This window comes from Caulobacter sp. (assembly GCF_965279145.1).
Classification (GTDB): Bacteria; Pseudomonadota; Alphaproteobacteria; order Caulobacterales; family Caulobacteraceae; genus Caulobacter.
Window position 1 is genome coordinate 3160419 of record NZ_OZ257139.1, and the last position, 24915, is coordinate 3185333.

Consider the following 24915-nt stretch of genomic DNA (forward strand, 5'->3'; position numbering starts at 1 on the left):
GGGAGAAGGAAGGGGCCAACGACTCTTGACGCAAACGTCAACACGCCTAGTGTCCACCTGTTCACCGGGGGGTCGCTTGCGCGGCTGAGATTGGGCTTTCGCCCTGACCCGTCGAACCTGATCCGGGTCATGCCGGCGAAGGGAGGGAACGCGTTCGGGGCTTTCAATCCGTCCGCACACCGACTCAAGCGAGCACGTCCGGGTCTCCTTATCGCTTGAGGAGCGCCCGAAGAATGAACGTCCAGACCACCATCAAGGCCGTCGCCGAGACCATCTCGACCGGCCCCATCCCCGGCTCGCGCAAGGTCTATCAGGCCGGCGCGCTGTTCCCCGATATCCGCGTTCCGTTCCGCGAGGTGGCCGTCCACCCCTCGGCCAACGAGCCGCCGGTGACGGTCTATGATCCGTCGGGCCCCTACAGCGATCCGACCGCGACCATCGACATCGAGAAGGGCCTGGAGCGCACGCGCGAAGCCTTCGTCGTGGCGCGCGGTGACGTCGAGATCGTGACCGAGCCCCGCGCCGTGAAACCCGAGGACAACGGCTTCGCCCAGGGCAAGCACCTGGCGCCGCAGTTCCCGGCCGTGGGGCGCACCATCTATCGCGGCAAGCCGGGCGCGCTGATCACCCAGTACGAATACGCCAACGCCGGCAAGATCACCGCCGAGATGGAATATGTGGCCATCCGCGAGAACCTGCGCCGCGAGCAGGACCGCCCGTGCGTGCGCGACGGCGACGATTTCGGCGCCAGCATTCCCGACTTCGTGACGCCCGAGTTCGTGCGCCAGGAAGTGGCCCGCGGCCGCGCCATCATCCCGGCCAACATCAACCACGGCGAACTTGAGCCGATGGCCATCGGCCGCAACTTCCTGGTCAAGATCAACGCCAATATCGGCAATTCGGCGGTGCTCAGCACCGTCGCCGACGAGGTCGACAAGCTGGTCTGGGCCACCCGCTGGGGCGCCGATACGGTCATGGACCTGTCGACCGGTCGCAACATCCACAACATCCGCGACTGGATCATCCGCAACAGCAGCGTCCCGATCGGCACCGTGCCGATCTACCAGGCGCTGGAGAAGGTCAACGGCGTCGCAGAGGACCTGAACTGGGAAGTCTTCCGCGACACCCTGATCGAGCAGGCCGAGCAGGGGGTGGACTATTTCACCATCCACGCCGGGGTGCGTCTGCCGTTCATCCCGATGACCGCCAAGCGCGTCACCGGCATCGTCTCGCGCGGCGGCTCGATCATGGCCAAGTGGTGCCTGGCGCACCACAAGGAGAACTTCCTCTACGAGCGCTTCGACGAGATCTGCGAGATCATGCGCGCCTATGACGTGTCGTTCTCGCTGGGCGACGGCCTGCGTCCGGGCTCGACCGCCGACGCCAATGACGAGGCCCAGTTCTCGGAGCTGCGCACGCTGGGCGAGCTGACCAAGGTGGCCTGGAGCAAGGGCGTGCAGGTGATGATCGAAGGGCCGGGCCACGTAGCCATGCACAAGATCAAGGCCAACATGGATGAGCAGCTCAAGCACTGCCACGAGGCCCCCTTCTACACCTTGGGCCCGTTGACCACCGACATCGCCCCTGGCTACGACCACATCACCAGCGCCATCGGGGCGGCGATGATCGGCTGGTTCGGCACGGCGATGCTCTGCTACGTCACGCCCAAGGAGCACCTGGGTCTGCCCGACCGTGACGACGTCAAGACCGGCGTCATCACCTACAAGCTGGCCGCCCACGCGGCGGATCTCGCCAAGGGTCACCCCGGCGCGGCCATGTGGGACGACGCCATCAGCCGGGCGCGGTTCGAGTTCCGCTGGGAAGACCAGTTCAACCTGGCTCTCGACCCGGAAACCGCCCGCAAGTTCCACGACGAGACCCTGCCCAAGGAGGCGCACAAGACCGCGCACTTCTGCTCGATGTGCGGACCCAAGTTCTGCTCGATGAAGATCAGCCACGAGGTCCGCGAATTCGCGGCGGCTCAGGCTCCGAACGAAGCGGCGGCGCTGGGCATGGCCGAGATGAGCGAGAAGTTCCGCGAGCAGGGCTCGGAGATCTATCTGAAGACCGAATAGGCGCATCTGGCCTGGCCTTGATTCGTCTCAAGGCCAGGCTGGGGCGTTGATCCATCATGGGATTTCTGAAGGAGCCCCGTGATGACCACCCGCCGCGCTGTTCTGGGCGCTCTACCGCTGATCGGCGTGGCCAGTTGCGGGGAGGGCGGCGACGCCTATGCCGACGCCGTGACGGCCACCTGGGCCTTGCCCCCGGCGCCGGGGGCGGGGTTGCCCGTCCAGGCGCTGGTCCATGCCGCCACCCTGGCGGCGAGCGGCCATAACACCCAGCCCTGGCGGTTCACGGCCCAGGGGCGCGACCTGATCATCCAGCCGGACCTGTCGCGGCGTACGCCGGTTGTCGATCCGGACGACCATCATCTGTTTGTCAGCCTGGGTTGCGCCGCCGAGACGCTTCTGCAGGCCGCCGCCGGCTATGGCTGGTCAGGGGAGGCCCGCTTCATTGATCCTTCCCAGGGTGTGGCCGTCAGCCTGTCGCCCCGGCGCGTCGCGGAGGGGCCCCTGTTCGCGGCGATCGCCCACCGCGCTTCCACGCGGGGTGACTACGATCCGCGTCCCGTCGCCAGCCAGACCCTGCGCGCCCTAGCCGCCACGGCCGGGCCCGACGTCGCCATCAGCCTGATCACCGATCGCGCGCGCCTCAATCAGCTGACCGACCTGATCGTGGAGGGCGACGGCGCCCAGCTGGGCGATCCGGCCTTCCGGCGTGAACTGGTGTCGTGGATTCGCTTCGACGCCGCCGAGGCCCTGGCCCGGCGCGACGGGTTGTTCACCGGCGCCTCGGGCAATCCGAACGTCCCCCGGTGGATCGGGTCGCGATTGTTCGACACGCTGTTCACGGCCAAGGGGTCGGCCGAGAAGATCGTCCGTCAGATGACCCTTACCGCCGGGGCGGCGGTGTTCACCGGCCCCTCCAATGATCCGGCCGGATGGGTCGCGGCCGGTCGCGCCTTCACCCGTTTCGCCCTGACCGCCACCGCCCTGGGGCTGAAGCTGGCCTTCCTGAACCAGCCCGTCGAGGATCGGCCCGCCCGAGGGCGACTGGCGGCCTGGCTGGGCGCGCCCGACAGACGCCCCGATCTGGTGGTGCGGTTCGGGGCGGGGGCGGCCCTGCCTCGGTCCCTGCGCCGTCCGGTTTCCGCGGTGCTCACGGTCTGAGCATGGGGCCGGCGCGGAATTTTTCGGCGCGCCTGTCGGAACGCTTCGCGCCCAGACGTTCTAGTCTCGTCAATGGAGACAGGGAGGACTTCTCATGGCGTATGTCGACGGTTTCGTGCTCGCCGTTCCGAAGGCCAATATCGAGGCCTACAAGGACATGGCTCGCCTGGGCGGCAAGGTCTGGATGGAGCACGGCGCGCTGTCCTACGTCGAGACGATCGGCGACGACACGCCCTATGGCGAGGTCACCTCGTTCCCGCGCGCCGTTCAGGCGACCGATGACGAGATCGTGGTCTTTTCGTGGATCACCTATGCGGATCGCGCCGCCCGCGATGCGGTGATGGCCAAGGTGATGGCCGACGAGCGCCTGGAATCCTACATGGAAAACATGCCCTTCGACGGCAAGCGCATGATCTTCGGCGGCTTCGAGGCTTTCGTGGATTTGTAGAACTTTCGCGCAAACTCTCGTTATGCGATAGTCGCGCTTGATTGTTGGAGCGCGCCTTGCCGGCCATACTGATCGTCGCCGGCCCAAATGGCGCGGGTAAGACAACTTTCGCGACACGCTGGATCAATACCAGCGCGCCAAACTACGTCTTTGCCAATGCCGATGAGATTGCTCGGCGTTTGACCGAACCGGCGCTCTCATCCACGGAGCGCGACATGCGCGCCGGGCGTGTCATGCTGGAAAATCTAGACGCTTACATCAGCGAACGCGCGGACATCGTTCTGGAAACAACCCTGTCCAGTCGGCGCTATGCCCGGCGCATCCCTCAATGGCGCGAGGCCCGATACAGCGTCGTACTGATCTATGTGCGACTGCCGGATGTCGAGGCGTCGATATCCCGTGTCGCGCACCGGGTCAGCATGGGCGGTCATCCCGTACCGGAGATTGACCTGCGTTGACGCTTTCAGCGCAGTCTCGCCAATCTGGAAATCTACAAGACGCTGGTCGATCGTTGGGAGGTCTGGGAAAGTGGCGACTACCTTGATCGATAGGAGTTCGTCATGACCAAGACGCCAGATCCCGAAAGCATCGCCAAGGCCATGCGAGACGCCGCCTGGATCGCGACCCATGGCACGCGTGAGGAGCGCTCCGGAAAATTCATCGCCTCCAAGCCGGTGACGGATGTCAGCCGACCCGCGAAAAGAAGCGCGGCCGCTCAGCGTTGAGTGACCGCGCTAGCCGTACTCAGTAGAAGAACCGCTCCTCGACGATCTTGCCGTCCTTGATCGTGTAGAGCCCGACCTCGTCCATGGTGACGCGCTCGCCGGTTGATTTGGGCGTGATGTCCATCTTGAAGCCGACCACGAACTGGTCGCCGTTGATGTAGGGTCCGGTGATCTCGGCGCCGTGGACCTCGTGATTGGCGGCCCACCATTCACCCTTGCCGTGGACGGCGGCCTTGCCCTGGATGCGGGCCATGTCGCCCGGCATGGCCTCCAGACTGACCACGTCATCGGCCCAGTATTTCTCGCCGGGCGTGTTGAAGTCACCGGATTTGCACAGAGCCACGAGGTCGGCGGCGATCTCTTGAATGGTCATGGGAGGCGTCCTTGAAAGGCTATCGAGGCGGCGACCATCGACCGGGGTTCAGCCGTGCACAAGTCTGGTTGTTCCCAATATGTTCCGATCCGATCAGGTTGCTGACAGCCGTTGGCAGCAGGGACGCGCGATGAGGATCCACGCTAGGATCGTTGCATGACTCACACCCCGTTCCCCGGCTTTACCGCCGCCGATCTGGCCTTCCTGACCGGCCTTGCCGCCCACAACGACCGCGAGTGGTTCACCGCCCACCGCGCGCCCTTTGACGAGGGGCTGAAGCCCACCCTCGTGGCCCTGATCCTGGCGCTGAACGAGACGCTGGAGGCCAAGGGCCTGCCGCTGGCGGGGCATCCCAAGAACACGGTGTTCCGCATCCATCGGGATGTGCGGTTCTCCAAGGATAAGAAGCCCTACAAGACCCACGTCTCGGCCACCCTGACCCGCGACGGCCAGAAGATGTCGCCGGGCATGCTGTATGTGCACATCGAGCCCGAGGGCGGTACGAAGCCGGCCTTCGATCCCGAGACCATCGACCCGCTGGACCCCACCACTTTTCCGCCGGCCGATGACGGCGACAGTGGCGGCTATGCCGGTCACGGACCCTTCGCGGCGGCGGGGTTCTATCTGTCGGAGCGACCGCACATCGACGCCTTCCGCCGGGCCATCGTCGCCGATCCCAAGGGCTGGGCGGCGGTCGAGGCGGCGCTGGGCGCCGCCGGCCTGGCGCTGGAGCCGGGCGAGCCGACCAAGCGGATGCCCAAGGGCTTCGAGGATCAGGCCGGCGGCCCGCTGGAGGCTGCCCTGAAACGCACCCGCTGGCTCGTTCGCCGGCCGCTGACCGGGGCCGAGATCGGCGACGCCGGCCTGCCCGGGATCATCACGGGCTTCGTCGCCGCCGCCCGGCCGCTGCTGGACTTCGGCTGGAAGGCGCTGCGCCCCTAAGCCGGGGGATATCGCGCGCGGGCCATGCGACGTTGACGCAAGGGGGGCGTGAACACCCTCTTAAGCTGTCGAGCGCACGCTGGCGCGCAGACCCGGTCCTTCCTGAAATCGACCGGGTGGGAGGACGCCATGTCGTCGACCGTCACATCCAGCACCCGTCGTCGGGGGCTTGACCATTTCGAACCCGAGGATGTCGATCCCCAGGTGCAGCGCCGGCTGCGCGGCACGCTGGAGCAGATCGACTATACCGCGTTCGCCTCCAACAAGGCTCTGATCGGCCAGGCCCTGGGCCATGTCGACGCCAATCAGTTCCAGCACATGGCGGTGGCGGCCGCCCAGGCCCGCGCCCAATGGGTGGCGGCGGCCGTCGCCATGACCGAGACCTCCCACACGCCCGCTCCCGAGCAGATCACGAAACTGGCTCAGATGCGCGCCGCCTATCAGGAACTGGTCGAGGCATATGAAGCGCTGCGGCGCATGGTCGAGCGCGGCTACATCACCTTCCGCCCGACGTCTCCGCCAAGCTAGCGCTATATATACCCGGATAATATTTGACTCCTGAATATATCCGGATAAAAAGCGCGCCACAGGAGGCTCCGATGAATGGACGCAAGGCGCTGGTGCGCGACTATCGAGACCGCAAGGTCCAGGCCGGGGTCTATGCCGTGCGTTGCGCGGCCAGCGGCGAGGTCTGGGTGGGCGGCACGCCCGACCTGGCCACTCGCCAGAGCGGCGTCTGGTTCACCCTTCGACACGGCTCGCACACCGAAAAGAGCCTTCAGGCCGCCTGGACGGCCCATGGCGAGGCGGCGTTCAGCTTCGAAGCCCTGGAAGTGATCGACGACGAGGATCTGGGTCCCCTGGGGCGCTCATCGCTGCTGAAGGACCGTCGCGCGGCCTGGATCCAGGATCTGGGCGCCAAGGGGCTGAACCGATGAGCGAGACCTTCGTGGTGTTCGACGGCGTCACGCGCGTCGCGGCGGGATCCAGGCTCGAGGCCGCCCTGGCGGCGCAGGCGCGGGGCGGGGCGGTGCTGATCTTTGATCCGGAAGGCCGACAGGTGGACTTCGATCTGACCGGCGGTCCGGCGGACCTGTCCGCGCGGCTTTCGCCGGCCCCTGAGCCGGAAGAGGCGCCGCGCGGCCGTGGCCGACCCAAGCTGGGCGTCACGGCGCGCGAGGTCACCCTGCTGCCTCGCCACTGGGATTGGCTGGCCGGCCAGCCGGGCGGCGCGTCGGTGGCCCTGCGCAAGCTGGTGGAGGCCGCCCGACGCGAGGGCGAGGCGCCCGACCGCATGCGGCGCGCGCGTGAGGCGACCTACCGCTTCGCCAATGCGGTGGCGGGCGATCTTCCCGACTATGAGGCGGCGATCCGCGCCCTGTTCGCGGGGCAGCGGGCGACCTTCGAGGAGGCCATCTCGGCCTGGCCTGTCGACATCGTTGACCAGATCAGGGTGTTCGCGGCGGACGCCTGGGGCTAGGACGCGGCGCGCTTCGGCTGCAGCAGGTCCCAGCGGTTGCCGTGCAGGTCCTCGAACACCGCGACGCTGCCATAGGCCTCGTGGCGCGGCTCCTCCAGGAAACGCACGCCGGCGGCGCTCATGCGGGCGTGGTCGCCGGCGAAGTCGTCGGTGTGCAGGAACAGCCAGACCCGGCCGCCGCCCTGGTCGCCGATGCGCTCGACCTGGCGCGGCTCGCTGGCCTTGGCCAGCAGCAGGCGCGATCCGGCGTCGCCGCGCGGCGCCACCACCACCCAGCGCTTGTCCGGACCCATGGCGGTGTCCTCGACCAGGGTGAAGCCCAGCTTGTCGACATAGAAGCCGATGGCCTCGTCATAGTCGGCCACCAGCAGGGAGACGAGGGCGATGGACTGGGTCATGGGGACTCGCGACGCTTGAGAGCCTTCCCATAGCACGGCGGCGGATCTCTAGCGGCCGAACAGCTTCAGCAGATAGGCGCTGCCGGAATTGGCGATGGCCAGGGACTTGATGGCCAACTGCTGCTTGATCTGCAGGGCCTGAAGCTTGGTGGATTCCCGGGCCATGTCGGCGTCGACAAGGCGTCCGACCGAGGTCTCCAGGGTGTCTTGCAGCTTGTCGACGAAGCTGATGTGGGTTTCGAGGGCGAAGGACCCCGTGCCCAGCCGGGCGAGGGCGGAGGTGACGTTCTCGATCGCCGAACCCATCGCCTTGAGGTCGCTCCCGGTGACCGGCGTCGTCAGCAGGTCCGCGCGCATCCCCGACAGGGCCGCGCCGCCGGTCGACAGGTCCACATGGTCGATGTCGACGGTATCGCTGGCGTTTGCGTTGGCCAGGGCGCGGATCTGGCCCACGGCGCCCGACGAGATCAGGTTCACGCCATTGAAGTCGGCCGACGCCACCGTGCGGTCGATCTGGCGACGCAGCGACAGGTAGTCCTGATTGAGGGCCGCCAGGCTGCTGGTCGACAGGCTGGTGTCGGCCGCCGCCAGCATCTTCTCCTTCATCTTCGAGAGAAGATCGGTGACCGTCTCGCCCGCCGACATGGCCACGTCGGTGATCGAGCGGCCGCGCTGCAGGGAGTCGCGGACGGCGTCCAGCGAACGGGCTTCGGCGCGCTGGGTCTGGGCGATGGCCCAGACGGCGGGATTGTCCTTGGGGCCGGAAATGGCCAGGCCGGTGCTGATGTGGCGCAGCGTCGTGTCGAGGTCGCGGTTGATCGCCGACAGCGATTGCAGCGCGATCATGGCCCCGGCATTGGTGTTGACGCTGTTGAGCGACATCGTAAGCGCGCTTCCGAGGGCGCGTTTTGCGCCTGGGGAGCAGGTCTAGCCCAATAGCCTTAGCACTCTGTTCACTTGCACCAGAAATTTCGCCGAGTCCGTCCAGACCATCGGTGTGTCCGCCCAAGGGCGCGCGCGATGGGTCCTCCAGGCTGAGACCGGAAAGCCACTCGCGAGAGGGCATGTTTCTGGCGAGGCGGAAGCAGCCTTGCCGCGAGCGGCGCCCTGGGTCACCTTGCCGGCCCTTTCGAAAGGCCCCTGCCCATGCCCCGCCCCGCGGCTGCTCCGGCGCCGCGCGGCGCTCTCCAAGCCGACCTGATCGAGCTGCTGCGGCTATCGGGGCCGGTGGTGCTGTCGCGCCTGGGCATCATGGTCATGGGCCTCACCGACGCCATTGTCGTCGGCCGCCATTCGGCCGAGCAGTTGGGCTTCCACGCCATGGCCTGGGCGCCGTCGTCGGTGTTCGTGACCATGACCGTCGGCCTGCTGGTCGGGGTTCAGGTGATGGCCTCGCGCGCCCTGGGCGCAGGCAGGCCGCACGAGACCGGCGCCGTGCTGCGGCGCGGCCTGGTCTATGGCCTGTGGATCGGCGCCGCCTCGGGCGTGGGCCTGGCGGTGCTGGGCCCGCCGCTGCTGCACGCGGTGCACCTGCCCAAGGCCCTGGCCGATGGCGCCACCGCGCCGCTGATCGTCTTCTCTTTGTCCCTGCCGCTGTACGCGGTGAGCGTGGTGCTGAGTTTCTGGCTGGAAGGCCTGTCGCGGCCGGGGCCGGTGACCATCGCCATGTGGGTGGCCAATCTGGTGAACCTGGCGGTCAACCTGCTGCTGGTGCCGGGGACGTTCGGCCTGCCAGCCCTGGGCGCGGTCGGCGGCGCCTGGGCGACCTTCGTGGCGCGCTTCGCCCTGGTGCTGATGCTGGGCGTCTACGTTCTGCGGCTCAAGGACGCCCGCGCCCTGGGCGTGTTCGACAAGCCGGCGCTCGACCGTCCGGCCTCGATCGAGCAACGGCGGATCGGTTACGGGGCAGGGGCCTCCAACTTCTTCGAGGTCGCGGCCTTCGCCGGCATGAGCCTGGTCGCCGGCTGGGTCGGCGGACTGTCGGTGGCGGCCTGGGCGGTGGTCATCAATGTGGCGGCGGTGATCTTCATGATCCCGCTGGGCATTTCCACGGCCACCTCGGTGCAGGTGGGCCGGGCCTTCGGCTCGCGCGACCCCGCGGGTATGACCCGCGCCGGCTGGGTGGCGTTCGGCGCGACCGCGGTGATCGGACTGATCGCCGCCGTGCTGCTGTTTCCGCTGCGCGACCTCGTCGGCGCGGCCTACACCGCCGACCCTCACGCCCTGGCGATCATCGCCCCGGCCCTGGCCCTGACCTGCCTGTTCCTGGCCCCCGACGCCGTGCAGGTGGTGGCGGCCCAGGCCCTGAGGGCCCGGGGCGAGGTCTGGATTCCGGCCATGACCCACCTGATCAGCTATGGCGCGATCATGGGTCCGCTGGCCTGGTGGCTGGCCCTGCCGATGGGCATGGGCGTCAACGGCATCGTCTGGGCGGTGGTGGTGACCAGCTTCGTCTCGATGGCGTTCCTGCTGGGACGGTTCCGGATGCTGGATTTGAGGGATCGGAGCCTGGCGGGTTAGCACTCGCCCCCTCCTGGCTGCTTCGCAGCCGTCCTCTCCCGTAGGGGGAAGACGCTCTCATCTTCCCCCTACGGGGGAGGAGCGCCGAAGGCGCGGAGGGGGCAAGTGGCTAGACGCTAAGCCCCCAGGATCCAGCCTTCTTCAGCCTGGGCCGCCTCAACCACCTCGGGCGCGGCGTCCTTGGCCGGGCCGAACTGGGCGGCCAGCTTGCCGGCCTCGTCCAGCTTGGCGAAGTGTTCGGCCAGGGCCCGCACCTGCGCCAGGTCCTTGACCTCGCCCGGGGCCGGGACGGCCTTCAGCAGGGACGGATAGACCTCGGCGATCACCAGGGCGACGCCCTCCAGGTCGGCCTCGGTCAGGGCCTTGAAGCCGGTCTCGAACGGCCAGACCCGGGCCGCGTCGCCGCGGGCGTCCTTCAGCCGGCGCGCGGCCGGGATGCCGACGATCGCCTGGCCGCCGACCGAGCCGTTGTAATAGAGCTTCCAGATCGAGTGGGCGCCCTTGGCCGCCTCGTCGGCGTAACGGTACTCGGGCAGGTCATCGGGACCGTGCTCGCGCGAGCGCTTGGGCTGCAGGGTGGTCAGGGTGTCCCGGGGCGGGCAGCCCCAGAACGGGAACGGGCCGCCGGTCAGGCGGCGGTTGATCTCAGAGCCGACGCCGAAGCGGTTGTTGGTGTTGTCGGCCTTGTCCTTGACCATCTTGGCCAGCTGGTCCCAGACCGCGCGCCACGGGTGCTCGCCCGGCAGGCTCAGCGCCTTGGCGAAGCCGCGCGGGAAGCCCAGCGGGAAGTCGAAACCCACCAGGGCCCGCTCGTTGCGCTTCTTCAGGTCGTCGAGGATGGCCGCCAGCTTGGTCTCGGCCTCCTGGCGGGTGGCCGGATTGAAGGACTCGAAATTCAGGCGGAAGCGCACGTCGCGCTTGAGCACGCCGATCCAGACGGAATCCGCGCCGGTGGTCGGCTTGGCGGCCGCGCTCCAGTCGACGATCACATAGGCGCTGAACAGGCGCGACACGGCAGGCTCCGTCGGAAACGAACGAAGCCGCGCTTCTACTCCGGTCCGACCGCCGGGGCCAGCGACCGTTCGCCTGTCGAGCGTATTAGGCCGAGGTTATCCGGCGGCCGTCTTCTCGGCGGCCTGATCAGCCTGCTGGTCCGAGCGAGCGTCGCGGGCGAACCAGCGGGCGGGCGCTTCACAGGCCGGGCCCAGGGCCGCGCGGACGATGGCCGGCGGGCGGCGCTCTTCCGGGGTCATGAACAGGCCATTGGCCTTGACCCGCAGGCCGGCGGCCTTGTGGGCGCCCAGCATGGTCAGCGGCACGGCCAGGATCAGGCCGGCCAGGATCGGCGCGGTGCCGGTCAGCAGGTCGGGCGTGAACCAGAACAGGCCGGCCAGCACGCAGCCGGTGACGGTGATCCAGCCCATGGCGCGGAAGGCTTCCTGGCCGGTCACCTTGTCGGCGTCGCGGCGCTGGGTGGCCCAGCCGCCGACCTTGCCGGCCAGGATCTCGATCAGGGCGCGGGTCTGGGTGAACATCAGCATGGGGGCGACCAGCGCCGACAGCAGCATCTCGACGCCCAGACCGGCCATGATCCGGCGACGACCGCCGAAGCCCTTGATCTCGGCGGGACGCGAGAAGACCAGGATCGAGCCCAGGATCTTGGGGCCGAACAGCAGGACGAAGGTGATGATCATCGCCCAGGCGGTGGCCTGGATCTCGCGCCAGTCGATCAGGGCGTGAGCGGCGGCCTGCAGGTCGGCCATGGTGAAGGCCGCCTTCTTCAGCGACGGCATCAGCAGGCGCGAGACGACGCCGGCCGACAGGGCCATGAACCACAGGGGCGACAGCACATAGCTCAGCACGCCGATCACCAGGTGCATCCGGCTCAGCCAGTGCAGGCCGGGCAGGGCCACCAGCGGGATGTGCTGCACATTGCCCCGGCACCAGCGGCGGTCGCGGGTGGCGAAGTCGAGCAGGTTGGAGGGGCTCTCTTCGTAGGAGCCTTCCAGATAGGGAGCCAGGTGCACGCTCCAGCCGCCGCGGCGCAGCAGGGCGCTCTCCAGGGCGTCGTGGCTCATCACCTCGCCGCCGAAGGGCTTGGGGCCGTCCAGCGAGGGCAGGCCGCAGGTCTCGGCGAAGGCGCGGGTGCGGACGATGGCGTTGTGGCCCCAGAACGAGCTTTCGCTGCCCGACCACCAGGCCAGACCCGTCCAGGCGACGCGGCCATACAGGCGCGTGGCGAACTGCAGGGTGCGGGCGAAGATCGTCTGGCCGTTGATCAGCATCGGCATGGTCTGGATCAGACCCGCGCCGGGGTGGCGTTCCATGGCGTCAGCCAGACGGACCATGGCGTCGCCGGTCATCAGGCTGTCGGCGTCCAGCACCAGCATGTGCTCGTAGGCGCTGCCCCAGCGGGCCACCCAGTCAGCGATGTTGCCGGCCTTGCGGCCCTTGTTTTCCTGGCGGACGCGGTAATAGACGGCGCTGTTGGCCTCGCGGCGGAAGCGGGCGAAGCAGGCCTGCTCGGCCAGGGCCACGGCGGCGTCGCGCGTGTCGCTGAGGATGAAGATGTCGAAGGCGCGGCTGTTGCCGGTCTCGGCGATCGAGGCGTCCATGGCGCGTAGCCGGGCGAAGACGGCGGTGGCGTCCTCGTTGTGCACCGGCATCAGGATGGCGGTGCGGGCCCGCAGCTTGGGCATGGGCTTGGCGCTGTCGATGCCCAGCGGATCCTTGGGCTTGCCCAGCAGGATCACGAAGCCGGCCACGGCGGTGCAGAACCACAGCGACAGGGCCGTGAACAGCGGAGCCAGCAGCACCAGGCAGATGAATTCCAGACGTGTGACGCCGCCCAGGGCGATGGTGTCGAACGTGGCCTTCCAGCCGGCCACGCCCATGAAGGCGGTGGCCAGGAACACGGTCCAGCGACGGGCGGTCATGTTGGCGACCACCTCGGTGGCCCGACGCGCGCCGCCCTGCCAGAACGACAGCGGCTGCACCGGCATGGCCAGCGGGGCCTCGACCGGGATTTCGACCGTGTCGCGGCGCTGGATCGTCGGATCAAAGGCGACGGTGGTCGAGGTGCGGAGGTCGAAGAGGGCGGAGCGGTCGCTCATGTCGTCATCGTCTCGATCTGTCCGGCCGCGGCCGGGCTGCTCCGACCTTATCGCCGCAGGAGGTTCGTGCTTCACGCTTGGCCGGCTGTCCGCTAGGGATCAGCGTTCGGGGCGGGTGACGAATTCATGACGGTCGATTTCCGACGTGGAGAGCCGCCGGTCTCCCTAGAGTAAAACTTCGATCACGAATTCGCTACCAGAAATCACGTCTATTTCGCGGTTGCGGCAAGAAAGCTGGGAACGGTTCTGGGAGAGCCGTGGTCGCCTGGTGCGGGAATTTTTATAACCTAATGAAAAATAACGTTATTTTGCCTATTTTTGTGGCGTTGACGCTGACGGCTTGTGGTCCGGGAAAGCCTAGCGCCGGCGTTGAAAAGCCGCACGCCGAGGCCGTCAGGCCAGCTGAAACGGGTCCTGACTACGACTCGGTCGGTGTGATTTCGTCATTGGAGGGCCGCGTTCTCACGCTCGATCACGAGGGCGCGAGCAAGGCGGGGCTGCCGGCGGGGCGCGATGGCTTCATCGCCTATGCGGATGTCCTGGCCGAGGCGCCGATCACGCCCGGGGCGCGCGTGACGTTCAGGTTTCGGCGGAGCAGCGACGGGCTGGAGCTGACGGCGCTCAAAGCCCGGTAGATCCTCCAGTTAGCCTTCAAAAATAACTTGTCATCCCGGAAGCCTCGCAGAGGCTATCCGGGACCCAGGGGCAGGCGCACTGCGGTTGCCCCTGGGGCCCGGCTCTCCGCTACGGCTGCGGCCGGGATGACAAGATTATTGTGATTGGCGAGGCGCTTAAGCCAGCTTCACCAGCATCTTGCCCATGTTCTCGCCGGCGAAGAGCTTGATGAAGGCGTCGGGCGCGCGCTCGATGCCGTCCTCGACGGTCTCCTTCCAGGTGATCTTTCCGGCCTTGATCCACTCGGCCATGTCCGTGGCGAACTGGGGGTAGAGGTCATAGTGGTTGGAGACGATGAAGCCTTCCAGCCGCAGGCTCTTGCCCACCGCCTGGATGATGTTGGAGGGGCCGGTCGGCGTTCCGGTCTCGTTGTATTGCGAGATCATCCCGCACAGCGCCATGCGGGCGAACGGCCGGGCCGAGCTTATTGCGGCTTCGAGATGCACGCCGCCGACGTTCTCGAAATAGACGTCGATGCCCTTGGGCGCGACCTTGGCCAGTTCGGCCACCACGTCGGGCGTGGCCTTGTAGTCGATGACGTGGTCGACGCCGATCGACTTCAGGAACGCCACCTTTTCGGGGCCGCCGGCCGAGCCGATCACGGTGTGGCCCTTCAGCTTGGCGATCTGGCAGACGATCGAGCCCACGGCGCCGGCGGCGGCCGAGACGAACACCACGTCGCCGTCCTTCAGGGCCGCGATGCGCAGCAGGCCGACATAGGCGGTCATGCCGGTCATGCCCAGCACGCCCAGGAAGGTCTGGGGCGGCAGGCCGTGGGTGTCGATCTTGGTCAGGGCGCCCATGCCGGCGGCGACCAGGGCCTTGGGCGAGGCATTGAACGCCTCGCGCCAGCCGAACATCGAGTTGACGATGTCGCCGACCGCATAGTCGGGATCGTTGGAGGCGGTGACCTCACCGATCGCGCCGCCCTGCATCGCCTTGCCCAGTTCGAACGGCGGCGAGTAGCTTTTGCGGTCGTACATCCGGCCGCGCATGTAGGGGTCGACCGACATCCACAGGTTCCTGACCTGCACCTCGCCCGGGCCGGGCGCGGCCACATCGACGGTCGCCAGTTCGAAGTCGCCATGGGTGGGAACGCCGACGGGGCGGTTCTTCAGGCGGATTTCACGCGATGTGGTCATGGAAGGTCTCCCTTTTCACGTACCTGGGGTACGTTTCTAATTTAAACGGTTGTTTAGCGCGTCCCGACCTCGGGCTCCAGCGCTTCCGGGCCGCGACGAAGCGGTTTAGACAGCGACCATGACCCAAGCGATCCTCAAGGCTCCCATCCTGAAGGCCGGCGTCGTCGGCGCGGGCGTGTTCGGCGGCTATCACGCCAAGAAGTATGTCGAGCTGCCCGGCGTCGAGCTGGTCGGCGTGTTCGACATCGACCTGGCCCGCGCCCGGGCGTTGGCCGAGCCGCTGGGCGCGACCGCCTATGACGACATGGCCGCCTTCCTGGCCGCCGTCGATGTGGTCACGGTCGCCACGCCCGCCGTCCATCACGCCAAGGCGGCGCTGGCGGCGCTGAAGGCGGGCAAGCCGGTCTATTCCGAAAAGCCGCTGGCGGTGACGCCGGAGGACGCCGACGCCATGGTCGCCGCGGCGATGAAGGCCGGCGTGCCGCTGGCCTGCGGCCATCAGGAACGCGTGGTGTTCCAGGCCATGGGCCTGCTGGACATTCCCGAACAGCCGCTGCGCCTGGAAGCCGTGCGACGGGGCACGCCCTCGGATCGCAATCTGGACGTCTCGGTGGTTCTGGACCTGATGATCCACGACATCGACCTGGCCCTGGCCCTGTGCGAAGCCCAGCCGATGACGGTGGACGGCGAGGGGGCCATCACCCGCTCGGACTCGCTCGCCCATTCTCCTTCGCTTGATTGGGTGAAGGTTGAGGCCATGTTCGAGAACGGCTTCACCGCCGTGTTCGACGCCTCGCGCGTCGCGCAGGCCCGCGAGCGGACCATGAAGGTGGTGTATCCCTCCGGCGAGGTCGAGATCGACTTCCTGGCCCGCACCTTCCGCAACACCACGCCGTTTCCGCTGATCGAGGACTTCAACGACACCCCGGCCGGCAAGGACCCTCTGGGCCAGAGCGTGGCCGGGTTCCTGGCGGCGGTGCGCGGCGAGAGCCCGCGGCCGGTGGTGACGGGTGAGGAGGCGGCGAGGGCCCTGGATCTGGCGCTGGCCGTGGAGCAGGCGGCGGGCGGTTAAATATCGCCTCGGACGCGGTAATATCGGCTGTGCCGCGCCACTATGTGGTATAGTTGAGAAGCTGCGCGCTGAAGTTGTTATACCTGCTGTCGCGCGCTTCCACCAATATGGCTTTCGCTGCGCGAGCCTCTTGGCGTTCCTGAAAGGCCCTTGATGGCCGAAGATTTGCTGCCCGTGTTTCCCACCGGGTCAGAACTCGCTTTCGCGCTGATCGAGTCGTCGCAGGCGGCCGCGCTGTTGCTGGATGAAAACTTGACCGTGGTGGCGGTCAGCACGTCGTTTCTGCGGGCCTTCGGGCTGAAGGTCGAGGATGTGGTGGGGCGCGCCGCCCTGGATATCGGCGCGGGCGAATGGGCCGTGCCGCAACTTCGCTCGCTGCTCAACGCCACGGCCTCGGGCGCGGCGTCGATCGACGCTTACGAAATGGATATGAAGGCGGCGGCGGGCCAGCACCGTCGCCTCGTGCTTCACGCCCAGAAACTCGAATACGGTCTGGCGGCCGCGCCGATCCGGATCCTGCTGACCATCACCGACGTCACGGCGGCGCGGGGCGTTGAAAAGCTCAAGGACCAACTGCTGCAGGACAAGGCCATCGCCTTGCAGGAGGTTCAGCACCGGGTCGCCAACAGCCTGCAGATCATCGCCAGCGTCATCCTTCAGAGCGCCCGCAAGGTGAAGTCCGAAGAGAGCCGCGACCATCTTCGCGACGCCCATAGCCGGGTGATGTCCGTGGCCGCGCTTCAGCAACAGCTGTCGACGTCGCGGATCGGGGATGTTGAGCTGCGGCCCTATTTCAAGCAGCTCTGCGACAGTCTCGGCGCCTCGATGATCCATGACCATGAGCAGTTGAGCCTGATCACCGACATCGACGACAGCGTGGTCGAGGCCAACACCTCGATCAGCCTGGGTCTGCTGGTCACCGAACTGGTGATCAACGGCCTCAAGCACGCGTTTCCGGACGGTCGAAAGGGCAAGATCGTCGTGGGCTATCATGGCGACGCCGCCGGCTGGACGCTGTGCGTCATGGACGACGGCGTCGGCATGTCCACCAAGCCGGACGCCGCCAAGCCGGGCCTGGGGACCAGCATCGTTCAGGCCCTGGCCAAGCAACTGCAGAGCGTCGTCGAGGTGGTCGACAACGCGCCGGGCACCAAGGTGTCCGTCACCTGCACGGCGGCGGATCGGCTGAAGGCCCAGCCGGCGGTCTGACGCGGGGCGGGGCTTTCACGGCCAACGCCGCAGGCCCCCTCCTGACCTGCTTCGCAGGTCGTCCTCCCCCGGGGGGGAAGATGAGTTCGCGCCCTTCATCTTCCCCCTCCGGGGGAAGACGGTCGCGCAGCGACCCGTAGGGGGCAAGTACGGGGACAGGGGTGCGTCCATCCCCGTACTTTTCAGAACAAAATCCAACCCGATCAACGGCTTGTAAAATAGTTGATCGCGCCAATCCTCCGCGCTGAAACCGCCCGCATAATGATCTCACCCAGAAGCAGGGGAAGGGACGTCGGCCGGCGACCTGATGGGCTCCTGGGGGTGATCGAGCGGGAAGCTCAATCGATGGCGGGAGGAGCGCTTTGCGCTCCGGGCCGTCAACCTCGTTGTTCTCTGGCGGCGGTCGGCCGAGGAAAACTAAAACGACGTGACTGCGAGGGTCGTGCGAGCAGCAGGCGGGTTCGGAAGAACGCGCAGTCCGGGCGGGAACGCTATCCCGTCCGCCCGTCGGAGGCTTCAAGGCGGCGAGGCCCTAACAGGGCTCGAGCGCCGCGCGCTTTCGCCAGAACGGTCACGCGGAGCGGACGGCTTCGTCGAAACGGTATTTATCTAAACTCTTCCGGGCGAGCCCGGACGCTCCGCGACCCTTCCCATCACCATCGCAGCGAAAGCGCGAGGTCGCTGACACTTGCCCCCTACGGACCGCTATCGCGGTCGTCTTCCCCCGGAGGGGGAAGATGAAACGCGCCGACCTCATCTTCCCCCTCCGGGGGAAGACGGTCGCGCAGCGACCCGTAGGGGGCCAGCGCGGGTGTGATCATGCGTCGCCGGGCCTTGTTCGCGAATGGCTCGCAATGAAATTCGGCTTCAAGCACGCGTGCGGGCAAAAATTGAGCGTCAAACCCTTCCGTCGCGCCGCCGCGTGGGCTAATCCCACCGCTCTTATTTCTAAAGGGCGTGCGCCATGACCAGGAAACCCGACGGAAGCTGGGACAAGTCCAAACTGCCGAGCCGGCACGTGACCGAAGGTCCGTCGCGCGCGCCGCACCGCTCCTATTACTATGCCATGGGCCTGGGCACGCGCGAGATTGCCCAGCCGTTCGTCGGCGTGGCCTCGTGCTGGAACGAGGCCGCGCCCTGCAACACCGCCCTGATGCGTCAGGCGCAGGCGGTGTCCAAGGGCGTCAAGGCCGCCGGCGGCACGCCGCGCGAGTTCTGCACCATCACCGTCACCGACGGCATCGCCATGGGTCACGAGGGCATGCGCTCGTCGCTGGTCAGCCGCGACTGCATCGCCGACTCGGTGGAACTGACCATGCGCGGCCACGGCTATGACGCCCTGGTCGGCGTCGCCGGCTGCGACAAGAGCCTGCCGGGCATGATGATGGCCATGCTGCGCCTCAACGTGCCCAGCGTGTTCCTGTATGGCGGCTCGATCCTGCCCGGTCGCTGGCACGGCAAGGACGTCACCGTGGTCGACGTCTTCGAGGGCGTGGGCATGCACTCGGCCGGCAAGATGACGCTGGACGACCTGTGCGATCTGGAAACCCACGCCTGTCCGTCGGACGGCGCGTGCGGCGGCCAGTTCACCGCCAACACCATGGCCTGCGTGTCGGAAGCCATCGGCCTGGCTTTGCCGCTGTCGGCCTCGCTGCCGGCCCCGTATCTGAGCCGCGACGAATATGCCGTGGCCTCGGGCGAGGCGGTGATGCGCCTGATCGAGACCAATCTGCGTCCGCGCGACATCTGCACCCGCAAGGCCTTCGAGAACGCCGCCGTCGTCGTGGCGGCCACCGGCGGCTCGACCAATGGCGGCCTGCACCTGCCGGCCATGGCCCATGAATGCGGCATCGAATTCACGCTGCGCGACGTGGCCGAGATCTTCAAGCGCACGCCCTACCTCGCCGACCTGAAGCCGGGCGGCCAGTATGTGGCCAAGGACATGGGCGAAGCCGGTGGTATGCCGGTGCTGCTCAAGACGCTGCTGGAAGGCGGCTTCATCCACGGCGACTGCATGACGGTGACCGGCAAGACCATGGCCGAGAACCTCAAGGACGTGAAATGGCGCGACGACCAGGTGGTGATCCGCCCGGTCTCCAACCCGCTGTCGCCCACCGGCGGCGTGGTGGGCCTGTGGGGCTCGCTGGCTCCCGACGGCGCGATCGTCAAGGTGGCCGGCATGCAGTCGCACCGCAGCCATCGCGGTCCGGCCCGTTGCTTCGAGGGCGAGGACGCCTGCTTCGCCGCCGTCGAGGCCGGCGACTATCAGGACGGCGACGTCCTGGTCATCCGCTATGAGGGCCCCAAGGGCGGTCCGGGCATGCGCGAGATGCTGTCGACCACGGCGGCCCTGGCCGGCCAGGGTCGCGGCGACAAGGTGGCCCTGATCACCGACGGCCGCTTCTCGGGCGGCACGCGCGGCCTGTGCATCGGTCACGTGGGTCCTGAAGCCCAGGCCGGTGGTCCGATCGCCCTGATCCAGGACGGCGACATCATCAATATCGACGCCGACGCCGGGATCCTTGATCTCGAGGTCGAGCCCGAGGAACTGGCGCGCCGCAAGGCCGCCTGGGCCCCGCGCAAGACCAACTACAACAGCGGCGCCATCTGGAAGTTCGCCCAACTCGTCGGTCCGGCCCATCTGGGCGCGACCACCCATCCGGGCGCCGATGGCGAGACCCATATCTACGCGGACCTGTAGAAGGAGGGGCCATGCCTCACGCGGCCTGGCCCGTTGATCCGGGGATGATCGTCCCGTTTCTGGCGGCGATCATCCTCATCGAACTGACCCCCGGGCCCAACATGGCCTATCTGGCGGCGCTGTCGGCCGCCCATGGCCGGCGCGCCGGTCTGCTGGCTGTGGCCGGCGTGACCTGCGGCCTGGCGGTCTACATGCTGGCCGCCGTCTTCGGCCTGACCGAGATGTTCCGGCTCTACCGGCCGCTCTATGAGCTGCTGCGCTGGATGGGCGTGGCCTATCTGGTCTGGATGGCCTGGGACGCCTGGCGAGACGGCGAAGAGGCCGAAGAAGCCGTCGACCTGACACCCGCCCCCTGGACGCTGTTCCGGCGCGGGCTTCTGGCCAATCTGCTCAATCCCAAGGCGGCCCTGTTCTATGTCAGCCTGCTGCCGGGCTTCATCAAGACCGGCCATGCCGGGCCGACGGCGCAGGCGCTGATCCTGGGGTCGGTCCACCTGCTGATCAGCATCGCGATCCATGGATCCATCGTTCTGTCAGCCGACCGTGCGGCCGGGCTGCTGGACCGCGCCCAAAGCCGGCGCTGGATCTCGCGCGGGCTGGGCGTCGCCCTGCTGGTCGTGGCGATCTGGGTCGTCTGGGAAACCCGACTGCGAACCTGAGCCCTTCCGGACCGACGCGACCGGAACAGATTTTCAGTCGTCCAGATCGAAGGGCAGGTCGTCCTGGTCGGATCGGGCTTCCCGACGCGCCTTGGAGATCGGCTTGAACACTGGCGCGGCCGGAGGATCGGGATCCCAGGGCGGCTCGTCAAAGGGCAGTTCGGTCTCGACGTCGTCGAAATCATCGTCCGGCGGCGGCAGGGGCGCCCTGGAAGACGGCGCCGGGCGAGGTTCGGGCCTCGGCTCCGGAGGGGGAGGCGGCGGCGGCGGTGGCGCGGCGGCCTCGGGTCGGGGACGCGGCGCCTGCGGACGGCGCACGATCGCCTCGCACCGCGCCAGCCAGCGATTGGCCTCCTGCACGGCGTCGGCCGGCGAGCGGCTCTCGCGGCGCTGCTCGTCGCCAGGCGCCCACAGGTCCAGATCGAAGTCGGGATGGCGCGGATCGTCGAAGATCAGGCGCAGGGTCACCTTGGCGGCCTGCGGCGCCACGTGATCGACCGCGCGGCGGGCCTCGCCTCGGAACACGCGTCCGGCCACCTGGCCGTCGACCAGCAGTTCGGCGCCCATCACCTCGTCGATGCGATAGATCAGGCACCAGGCGCCGCTGTCCCAGGCGACGGCGGCCAGGCCCGTGTCGAAGGAGAAGCCCGCGCCCCGTCCTCGGCCATGGGCCAGGATCACCACCTCGGGCGCGCCGCGCAGCACATGGCGCAGGGCCCGGCGGATGCGTCGGTCCTCGTCCATGAACCAGATGGCCGCGCTGCCCATGAACGTCACCGCCGAACCGGCGATGGCGACAAGCAGCAGGAGGCGGGGGAGTTCGCTCATGGGCCGAAAGCTAGCGAGAGTCCCGTCCGTGCGACAGGGGTCAAGGCTGCGACTCGGCGTCCCTGGCGCAGGGCGTGTTGGGCTGATCGTCCAGGGAAAGCTGAAGCGCTCGTCGCCGGCGCGCATCGGTGGTGCTCATGAACGCCGTGACCGGTCGACCGGCGATCGTGACGCAGAGAAGTTCCTGCCGGAACCTCGCCTTGCCGTCCGGCGAGACCGTCTGACTGTCGGTCAGGGGACGCAACGGCCCCTCGGCGGCCAGCAATTCCAGCACCATGGCGCGCAGCGCCTCGGCGTCACCCTGTTCGACGCTGGTGTAGCAGCCGGGACCAACGAGATGGCTGTCGGACAGGGTGACGCGGCCCGCCCCGGCCATGCGATAGATCCCGCGCTTCTTGTCGATCAACACCAGGAAATGATTGGGACTGTCGGCCAGACGCCCGCGGGCCCGCGTCGCGGCCAGACAACCGTGCGCCAGGGCGTAGCGCGCCGACTCCGTGGGCGAGACGAGGGCGGAATAGGGCGGCGTCGGACTGGGCGGCGCCTTGGGCGACGCGGCGGCGGCGATCAGAAGCGCGGCGAGGAGCATGCAAACACCTCGGTGTGAGCGTTCGCCTACTCAATCAGAGAGCGTTTGGCTCGTCTACAGGTTCAGTTCCGCCACAACGGGAACGTGGTCCGAGGGCTTTTCCTTGTCGCGCTCGTCTCGGTGGATGACCACGTTGTCCAGTTTGTCGCTGGCCTGGGGCGACAGCAGCAGATGGTCGATGCGGATGCCCAGATTGCGGGGCCAGGCGCCGGCCTGATAGTCCCAGAAGGTATAGCCGCCCGGCGCGCCGTCGGCCTGCATGTAGGCGTCGCTGAAGCCCAGGTTCTTCAGGGCCCGGAAAGCGGCCCGGCTCTCGGGCTGGAACAGGGCGTCGCCCAGCCAGGCTTCGGGATTGGCCACGTCCTCGGCTTCGGGGATGACATTGTAATCGCCCAGGATGATCAGGGGCTCTTCATAGGCCAGCAGCGTCCTGGCATGAGCGTGCAGGCGGCGCATCCACGAGAGCTTGTAGTCGAACTTTTCGGTGCCCAGCGGATTGCCGTTGGGCAGATAGATGCCGCAGACCCGGATCGGCGTGGGCGAGGCGATCACCGCCTCGATGTAGCGGGCCTGCTCATCGGTCTCGTCGTCGTTCAGGACGGGCAGGCCGCGCCGGACGTCTTCCATCGGGAACTTCGACAGCAGGGCGACGCCGTTATAGGTCTTCTGACCATGGACGGCGACATTGTAGCCCAACCGCTCGAAAGCCTCGGTCGGGAACTTTTCGTCGACGCACTTGATTTCCTGCAGAACGGCCACTTCGGGAGCCTCGGCCTCGAACCAGGCCAACACGCCTTCGAGGCGAGCATTGACGGAATTGACGTTCCAGGTGGCGATACGCATTGACGGCTCCAGACAGTGCGCGGAAGGCTAGGGCGCATGACGATCACGCTCAAGCCGCGCTTCAAGAATTCGGATCGCGGACAGCTTGTCGCGCTGGTTCTGCTGACCCTGACGTGGCTGGCGGCGGCCGTGATCGGCGCCGTCCTGGCGATCTTCTCGCCGCTGGTGTTCGACGGCGCGGGGAATCTGCGCAATCCGCTGGCGTGGCTGGGCTTCGTGCTGGGCGCGCTGTTCTGGGTCGTCTGCGTGCTCAGCCCGCTGGTCGGCTGGATCCAGTGGCGCAAGGGGCGGCGAACCGAGACCTGGGCGGCCATGGCCGCGCCCGTGGCGTGGGGCGCCGCGACCCTGACCGTCCTGCAGCTGTTGCCGACTAGATAGAGAAGCTGACGCCGCAGCCGCAGCTGGACTTGGCGTTGGGGTTTCGCACCCGGAACTCCGCGCCCGCCAGTTCATCGACGAAATCGATCTCCGAGCCCTTCAGCAGGACCATGGACATCTCGTCGATCAGGGCGGCGGCGCCGTCGCGTTCGATTTTCAGGTCGTCGGCCTCGGCGGTCTCGACCAGGTCAAAGCGATACTGGAAGCCCGAGCATCCGCCCCCGTCCACCGCGACGCGCAGCATGACCGGATGGCCCTCGGTCTGACCGATGGCGTGGATGCGGCGGGCCGCGTTCGGGGAAAGCGTTATGGTTGGTTCGGTCATGGCTGTGGAAAACTCATCCTTGGCCTATATGAGGATATCCGCGCCCCAACGGAAGGGGCGATAGCCGAGAGCCGTACATGTCGTCTTCTCCCTACCTCGTCGCGCGCGCCCCCTATGCCGAAGATCCGGCCAAGTCGCGCGGGCGTCGCTTCAAGGAAGACGAGAGCCGCACGCGCACGCCGTTCGCCCGCGACCGCGACCGCATCATCCACAATTCGGCCTTCCGCCGGCTGAAGGAAAAGACCCAGGTCTTCGTGGCGCACGAGGGCGACAACTTCCGCACCCGACTGACCCACTCGCTGGAAGTGGCGCAGGTGGCGCGCTCGCTGGCCACGGCCCTGGGGCTGGATTCCGACCTCGCCGAGACCATCGCCCTGGGTCACGACATCGGCCACCCGCCGTTCGGCCATGCGGGCGAGGACGAGCTTCAGGCCAAGATGGGCCCGTTCGGCGGCTTTGATCACAACGTCCAGACGTTCCGCGTGGTGACCGAGCTGGAGCAGCGCTATCCCAGCTTCCTGGGCCTGAACCTGACGTGGGAAACCCTGGAAGGCATCATCAAGCACAACGGCCCGGTGACCGAGAAGCTGGGCAAGCCGTCCTGGAAGGCCATCGCCAAGTACGATTCCGAATATCACCTGGGTCTCGACACCTGGGCTTCGGCCGAGGCTCAGGTCGCCGCCCTGGCCGACGACATCGCCTATAACAATCACGACGTCGACGACGGCGTGCAGGCCGGCCTGTTCACCCTGGACGAACTGATGGACGTGCCGTTGATCGGTCCCATCCTGTTCGCGGTGAGGAGCGAGTGGCCCGACCTGGACGCGCACCTGACCCGGCTTGAGGCCGTCCGGCGGATGATCGGCGCCATGGTCGACGACGTCATGGGCGAGACCCTGCAGCGGGCGGCCGCCACCGGCGTCCAGACCGCCGACCAGGTTCGCGGCCTGGATCACGCGCTGGTCGCCTTCTCGCCGGACATGGCCGAGGATCTGGCGCGGTTGCGGCAGTTCCTGCACACGCGCATGTACCGCCACTGGCGCGTCAATCGCACCCGCAGCCAGGCGCGCCGTATTCTCGCCGAGATGTTCGACTTGTTCTTGAAGGAGCCGGACGTCCTGCCAACCGTCTGGTTCGAGAAGTCGCAGAACCGCGACGAGGCCGGACGCGCGCGCGTGGTCTGCGACTACATCGCGGGCATGACCGACCGTTTCGCCATCGAGGAACACAGGAAGCTGTTCCATCTCGACGTCTGGAACTAG

General features: G+C 67.5%; 27 protein-coding genes and 1 riboswitch. Of the genes, 17 read left to right on the forward strand and 10 right to left on the reverse strand.

Annotation, left to right across the window (positions count from 1 at the left end):
* Positions 1-55: 55 nt before the first annotated feature.
* Positions 56-161: riboswitch (TPP riboswitch) on the forward strand.
* 72 nt (positions 162-233) lie between these two features.
* From thiC to ACQY9P_RS14755, 5 genes are all read left to right on the forward strand, one after another.
* Entirely contained in the window at positions 234-2075 is a 1842-nt protein-coding gene (gene thiC, locus ACQY9P_RS14735; RefSeq protein ID WP_421738533.1) for a phosphomethylpyrimidine synthase ThiC, read from the forward strand.
* 81 nt (positions 2076-2156) lie between these two features.
* The gene (locus ACQY9P_RS14740; protein WP_421738532.1) at positions 2157-3233 is read left to right on the forward strand and encodes an Acg family FMN-binding oxidoreductase; all 1077 of its coding nucleotides are present in this window, start codon (positions 2157-2159) and stop codon (positions 3231-3233) included.
* 94 nt (positions 3234-3327) lie between these two features.
* Positions 3328-3681: a DUF1428 domain-containing protein gene (locus ACQY9P_RS14745; protein ID WP_421738531.1), complete on the forward strand. Its 354-nt coding sequence runs from the start codon at positions 3328-3330 to the stop codon at positions 3679-3681.
* Positions 3682-3737: 56 nt separating this feature from the next.
* Complete coding sequence (locus ACQY9P_RS14750; protein WP_421738530.1) at positions 3738-4139, forward strand: AAA family ATPase; 402 nt, start codon at positions 3738-3740, stop codon at positions 4137-4139.
* 102 nt (positions 4140-4241) lie between these two features.
* Complete coding sequence (locus ACQY9P_RS14755) at positions 4242-4406, forward strand: hypothetical protein (RefSeq protein ID WP_421738529.1); 165 nt, start codon at positions 4242-4244, stop codon at positions 4404-4406.
* A 19-nt stretch (positions 4407-4425) separates the two neighbouring features.
* Here the strand turns inward: ACQY9P_RS14755 and ACQY9P_RS14760 are convergent, their stop codons facing one another.
* Positions 4426-4779, reverse strand: a complete 354-nt coding sequence (locus tag ACQY9P_RS14760) for a SnoaL-like domain-containing protein (RefSeq protein WP_421738528.1) — start codon at positions 4777-4779, stop codon at positions 4426-4428.
* Positions 4780-4935: 156 nt separating this feature from the next.
* On the opposite strand from ACQY9P_RS14760, the gene ACQY9P_RS14765 reads away from it, so the two are divergent.
* From ACQY9P_RS14765 to ACQY9P_RS14780, 4 genes are all read left to right on the forward strand, one after another.
* The gene (locus tag ACQY9P_RS14765) at positions 4936-5721 is read left to right on the forward strand and encodes a DUF2461 domain-containing protein (RefSeq protein WP_421738527.1); all 786 of its coding nucleotides are present in this window, start codon (positions 4936-4938) and stop codon (positions 5719-5721) included.
* A 129-nt stretch (positions 5722-5850) separates the two neighbouring features.
* Positions 5851-6249 (forward strand): hypothetical protein, encoded by a 399-nt coding sequence (locus ACQY9P_RS14770; RefSeq protein WP_421738526.1) that lies wholly within the window; start codon positions 5851-5853, stop codon positions 6247-6249.
* Between the two features lie 71 nt (positions 6250-6320).
* Complete coding sequence (locus ACQY9P_RS14775; RefSeq protein ID WP_421738525.1) at positions 6321-6659, forward strand: GIY-YIG nuclease family protein; 339 nt, start codon at positions 6321-6323, stop codon at positions 6657-6659.
* Positions 6656-7201, forward strand: a complete 546-nt coding sequence (locus ACQY9P_RS14780; protein WP_421738524.1) for a DUF2239 family protein — start codon at positions 6656-6658, stop codon at positions 7199-7201. Before ACQY9P_RS14775 ends, ACQY9P_RS14780 begins: the two co-directional genes overlap by 4 nt.
* Here ACQY9P_RS14780 and ACQY9P_RS14785 read toward each other — a convergent pair.
* A complete protein-coding gene (locus tag ACQY9P_RS14785; protein WP_421738523.1) occupies positions 7198-7599 on the reverse strand; it encodes a VOC family protein in 402 nt (133 codons plus the stop codon). The two genes, ACQY9P_RS14780 and ACQY9P_RS14785, sit on opposite strands and share 4 nt — an antisense overlap.
* A 48-nt stretch (positions 7600-7647) precedes the next feature.
* Positions 7648-8481 carry a flagellin gene (locus ACQY9P_RS14790; RefSeq protein ID WP_421738522.1) on the reverse strand — a complete coding sequence of 278 codons (834 nt, stop codon included), beginning with the start codon at positions 8479-8481 and terminating at the stop codon, positions 7648-7650.
* A 264-nt stretch (positions 8482-8745) separates the two neighbouring features.
* Here ACQY9P_RS14790 and ACQY9P_RS14795 point away from each other — a divergent pair, with 264 nt between their 5' ends.
* Positions 8746-10119: an MATE family efflux transporter gene (locus ACQY9P_RS14795; RefSeq protein WP_421738521.1), complete on the forward strand. Its 1374-nt coding sequence runs from the start codon at positions 8746-8748 to the stop codon at positions 10117-10119.
* Positions 10120-10235: 116 nt separating this feature from the next.
* Here the strand turns inward: ACQY9P_RS14795 and ACQY9P_RS14800 are convergent, their stop codons facing one another.
* The gene (locus ACQY9P_RS14800; RefSeq protein ID WP_421738520.1) at positions 10236-11132 is read right to left on the reverse strand and encodes a cobalamin biosynthesis protein CbiG; all 897 of its coding nucleotides are present in this window, start codon (positions 11130-11132) and stop codon (positions 10236-10238) included.
* Positions 11133-11228: 96 nt separating this feature from the next.
* Complete coding sequence (gene mdoH, locus ACQY9P_RS14805) at positions 11229-13232, reverse strand: glucans biosynthesis glucosyltransferase MdoH (RefSeq protein ID WP_421738519.1); 2004 nt, start codon at positions 13230-13232, stop codon at positions 11229-11231.
* 290 nt (positions 13233-13522) lie between these two features.
* Between mdoH and ACQY9P_RS14810 the strand changes: the two genes are divergently transcribed.
* Complete coding sequence (locus ACQY9P_RS14810) at positions 13523-13867, forward strand: copper-binding protein (RefSeq protein ID WP_421738518.1); 345 nt, start codon at positions 13523-13525, stop codon at positions 13865-13867.
* A 156-nt stretch (positions 13868-14023) separates the two neighbouring features.
* On the opposite strand, the gene ACQY9P_RS14815 is transcribed toward ACQY9P_RS14810, so the two are convergent.
* Positions 14024-15049 carry an NADP-dependent oxidoreductase gene (locus ACQY9P_RS14815; RefSeq protein WP_421738517.1) on the reverse strand — a complete coding sequence of 342 codons (1026 nt, stop codon included), beginning with the start codon at positions 15047-15049 and terminating at the stop codon, positions 14024-14026.
* Between the two features lie 118 nt (positions 15050-15167).
* On the opposite strand from ACQY9P_RS14815, the gene ACQY9P_RS14820 reads away from it, so the two are divergent.
* The 4 genes from ACQY9P_RS14820 (at position 15168) to ACQY9P_RS14835 (ending at position 20690) form a co-directional block, all read left to right on the forward strand.
* Positions 15168-16121 (forward strand): Gfo/Idh/MocA family protein, encoded by a 954-nt coding sequence (locus ACQY9P_RS14820; RefSeq protein ID WP_421738516.1) that lies wholly within the window; start codon positions 15168-15170, stop codon positions 16119-16121.
* A gap of 153 nt (positions 16122-16274) precedes the next feature.
* Complete coding sequence (locus ACQY9P_RS14825; protein WP_421738515.1) at positions 16275-17330, forward strand: sensor histidine kinase; 1056 nt, start codon at positions 16275-16277, stop codon at positions 17328-17330.
* 964 nt (positions 17331-18294) lie between these two features.
* Positions 18295-20031: a dihydroxy-acid dehydratase gene (gene ilvD / locus ACQY9P_RS14830; RefSeq protein ID WP_421738514.1), complete on the forward strand. Its 1737-nt coding sequence runs from the start codon at positions 18295-18297 to the stop codon at positions 20029-20031.
* An 11-nt stretch (positions 20032-20042) separates the two neighbouring features.
* On the forward strand, positions 20043-20690 hold the full coding sequence (locus ACQY9P_RS14835; RefSeq protein WP_421738513.1) for a LysE family translocator: 648 nt from the start codon (positions 20043-20045) through the stop codon (positions 20688-20690).
* Positions 20691-20723: 33 nt separating this feature from the next.
* Here ACQY9P_RS14835 and ACQY9P_RS14840 read toward each other — a convergent pair whose 3' ends face one another.
* The 3 genes from ACQY9P_RS14840 to xth are packed head-to-tail and all read right to left on the reverse strand — an operon-like array spanning position 20724 to position 22950.
* On the reverse strand, positions 20724-21518 hold the full coding sequence (locus ACQY9P_RS14840; RefSeq protein ID WP_421738512.1) for a hypothetical protein: 795 nt from the start codon (positions 21516-21518) through the stop codon (positions 20724-20726).
* 40 nt (positions 21519-21558) lie between these two features.
* Positions 21559-22107 carry a hypothetical protein gene (locus ACQY9P_RS14845; RefSeq protein ID WP_421738511.1) on the reverse strand — a complete coding sequence of 183 codons (549 nt, stop codon included), beginning with the start codon at positions 22105-22107 and terminating at the stop codon, positions 21559-21561.
* A gap of 54 nt (positions 22108-22161) precedes the next feature.
* On the reverse strand, positions 22162-22950 hold the full coding sequence (gene xth / locus ACQY9P_RS14850; RefSeq protein ID WP_421738510.1) for an exodeoxyribonuclease III: 789 nt from the start codon (positions 22948-22950) through the stop codon (positions 22162-22164).
* Between the two features lie 36 nt (positions 22951-22986).
* Here xth and ACQY9P_RS14855 point away from each other — a divergent pair, with 36 nt between their 5' ends.
* Positions 22987-23328 carry a hypothetical protein gene (locus ACQY9P_RS14855; protein ID WP_421738509.1) on the forward strand — a complete coding sequence of 114 codons (342 nt, stop codon included), beginning with the start codon at positions 22987-22989 and terminating at the stop codon, positions 23326-23328.
* Here the strand turns inward: ACQY9P_RS14855 and erpA are convergent.
* Positions 23321-23653: an iron-sulfur cluster insertion protein ErpA gene (gene erpA, locus ACQY9P_RS14860; protein ID WP_421738508.1), complete on the reverse strand. Its 333-nt coding sequence runs from the start codon at positions 23651-23653 to the stop codon at positions 23321-23323. The two genes, ACQY9P_RS14855 and erpA, sit on opposite strands and share 8 nt — an antisense overlap.
* A 77-nt stretch (positions 23654-23730) precedes the next feature.
* On the opposite strand from erpA, the gene ACQY9P_RS14865 reads away from it, so the two are divergent.
* The gene (locus ACQY9P_RS14865) at positions 23731-24915 is read left to right on the forward strand and encodes a deoxyguanosinetriphosphate triphosphohydrolase (RefSeq protein WP_421738507.1); all 1185 of its coding nucleotides are present in this window, start codon (positions 23731-23733) and stop codon (positions 24913-24915) included.

What these genes read in the sequence shown, in the direction of transcription:
- ACQY9P_RS14845 (WP_421738511.1), bottom strand. Translation starts at nt 22,107, where the DNA reads ATGCTCCTCGCCGCGCTTCTGATCGCCGCCGCCGCGTCGCCCAAGGCG.
- ACQY9P_RS14865 (WP_421738507.1), top strand. Translation starts at nt 23,731, where the DNA reads ATGTCGTCTTCTCCCTACCTCGTCGCGCGCGCCCCCTATGCCGAAGAT.
- erpA (WP_421738508.1), bottom strand. Translation starts at nt 23,653, where the DNA reads ATGACCGAACCAACCATAACGCTTTCCCCGAACGCGGCCCGCCGCATC.
- ilvD (WP_421738514.1), top strand. Translation starts at nt 18,295, where the DNA reads ATGACCAGGAAACCCGACGGAAGCTGGGACAAGTCCAAACTGCCGAGC.
- ACQY9P_RS14780 (WP_421738524.1), top strand. Translation starts at nt 6,656, where the DNA reads ATGAGCGAGACCTTCGTGGTGTTCGACGGCGTCACGCGCGTCGCGGCG.
- ACQY9P_RS14765 (WP_421738527.1), top strand. Translation starts at nt 4,936, where the DNA reads ATGACTCACACCCCGTTCCCCGGCTTTACCGCCGCCGATCTGGCCTTC.
- ACQY9P_RS14815 (WP_421738517.1), bottom strand. Translation starts at nt 15,049, where the DNA reads ATGACCACATCGCGTGAAATCCGCCTGAAGAACCGCCCCGTCGGCGTT.
- ACQY9P_RS14770 (WP_421738526.1), top strand. Translation starts at nt 5,851, where the DNA reads ATGTCGTCGACCGTCACATCCAGCACCCGTCGTCGGGGGCTTGACCAT.
- ACQY9P_RS14795 (WP_421738521.1), top strand. Translation starts at nt 8,746, where the DNA reads ATGCCCCGCCCCGCGGCTGCTCCGGCGCCGCGCGGCGCTCTCCAAGCC.
- ACQY9P_RS14790 (WP_421738522.1), bottom strand. Translation starts at nt 8,481, where the DNA reads ATGTCGCTCAACAGCGTCAACACCAATGCCGGGGCCATGATCGCGCTG.
- ACQY9P_RS14835 (WP_421738513.1), top strand. Translation starts at nt 20,043, where the DNA reads ATGCCTCACGCGGCCTGGCCCGTTGATCCGGGGATGATCGTCCCGTTT.
- xth (WP_421738510.1), bottom strand. Translation starts at nt 22,950, where the DNA reads ATGCGTATCGCCACCTGGAACGTCAATTCCGTCAATGCTCGCCTCGAA.
- ACQY9P_RS14775 (WP_421738525.1), top strand. Translation starts at nt 6,321, where the DNA reads ATGAATGGACGCAAGGCGCTGGTGCGCGACTATCGAGACCGCAAGGTC.
- ACQY9P_RS14840 (WP_421738512.1), bottom strand. Translation starts at nt 21,518, where the DNA reads ATGAGCGAACTCCCCCGCCTCCTGCTGCTTGTCGCCATCGCCGGTTCG.
- mdoH (WP_421738519.1), bottom strand. Translation starts at nt 13,232, where the DNA reads ATGAGCGACCGCTCCGCCCTCTTCGACCTCCGCACCTCGACCACCGTC.
- ACQY9P_RS14745 (WP_421738531.1), top strand. Translation starts at nt 3,328, where the DNA reads ATGGCGTATGTCGACGGTTTCGTGCTCGCCGTTCCGAAGGCCAATATC.
- ACQY9P_RS14760 (WP_421738528.1), bottom strand. Translation starts at nt 4,779, where the DNA reads ATGACCATTCAAGAGATCGCCGCCGACCTCGTGGCTCTGTGCAAATCC.
- ACQY9P_RS14820 (WP_421738516.1), top strand. Translation starts at nt 15,168, where the DNA reads ATGACCCAAGCGATCCTCAAGGCTCCCATCCTGAAGGCCGGCGTCGTC.
- ACQY9P_RS14755 (WP_421738529.1), top strand. Translation starts at nt 4,242, where the DNA reads ATGACCAAGACGCCAGATCCCGAAAGCATCGCCAAGGCCATGCGAGAC.
- ACQY9P_RS14740 (WP_421738532.1), top strand. Translation starts at nt 2,157, where the DNA reads ATGACCACCCGCCGCGCTGTTCTGGGCGCTCTACCGCTGATCGGCGTG.
- ACQY9P_RS14785 (WP_421738523.1), bottom strand. Translation starts at nt 7,599, where the DNA reads ATGACCCAGTCCATCGCCCTCGTCTCCCTGCTGGTGGCCGACTATGAC.
- ACQY9P_RS14855 (WP_421738509.1), top strand. Translation starts at nt 22,987, where the DNA reads ATGACGATCACGCTCAAGCCGCGCTTCAAGAATTCGGATCGCGGACAG.
- ACQY9P_RS14810 (WP_421738518.1), top strand. Translation starts at nt 13,523, where the DNA reads ATGAAAAATAACGTTATTTTGCCTATTTTTGTGGCGTTGACGCTGACG.
- ACQY9P_RS14825 (WP_421738515.1), top strand. Translation starts at nt 16,275, where the DNA reads ATGGCCGAAGATTTGCTGCCCGTGTTTCCCACCGGGTCAGAACTCGCT.
- thiC (WP_421738533.1), top strand. Translation starts at nt 234, where the DNA reads ATGAACGTCCAGACCACCATCAAGGCCGTCGCCGAGACCATCTCGACC.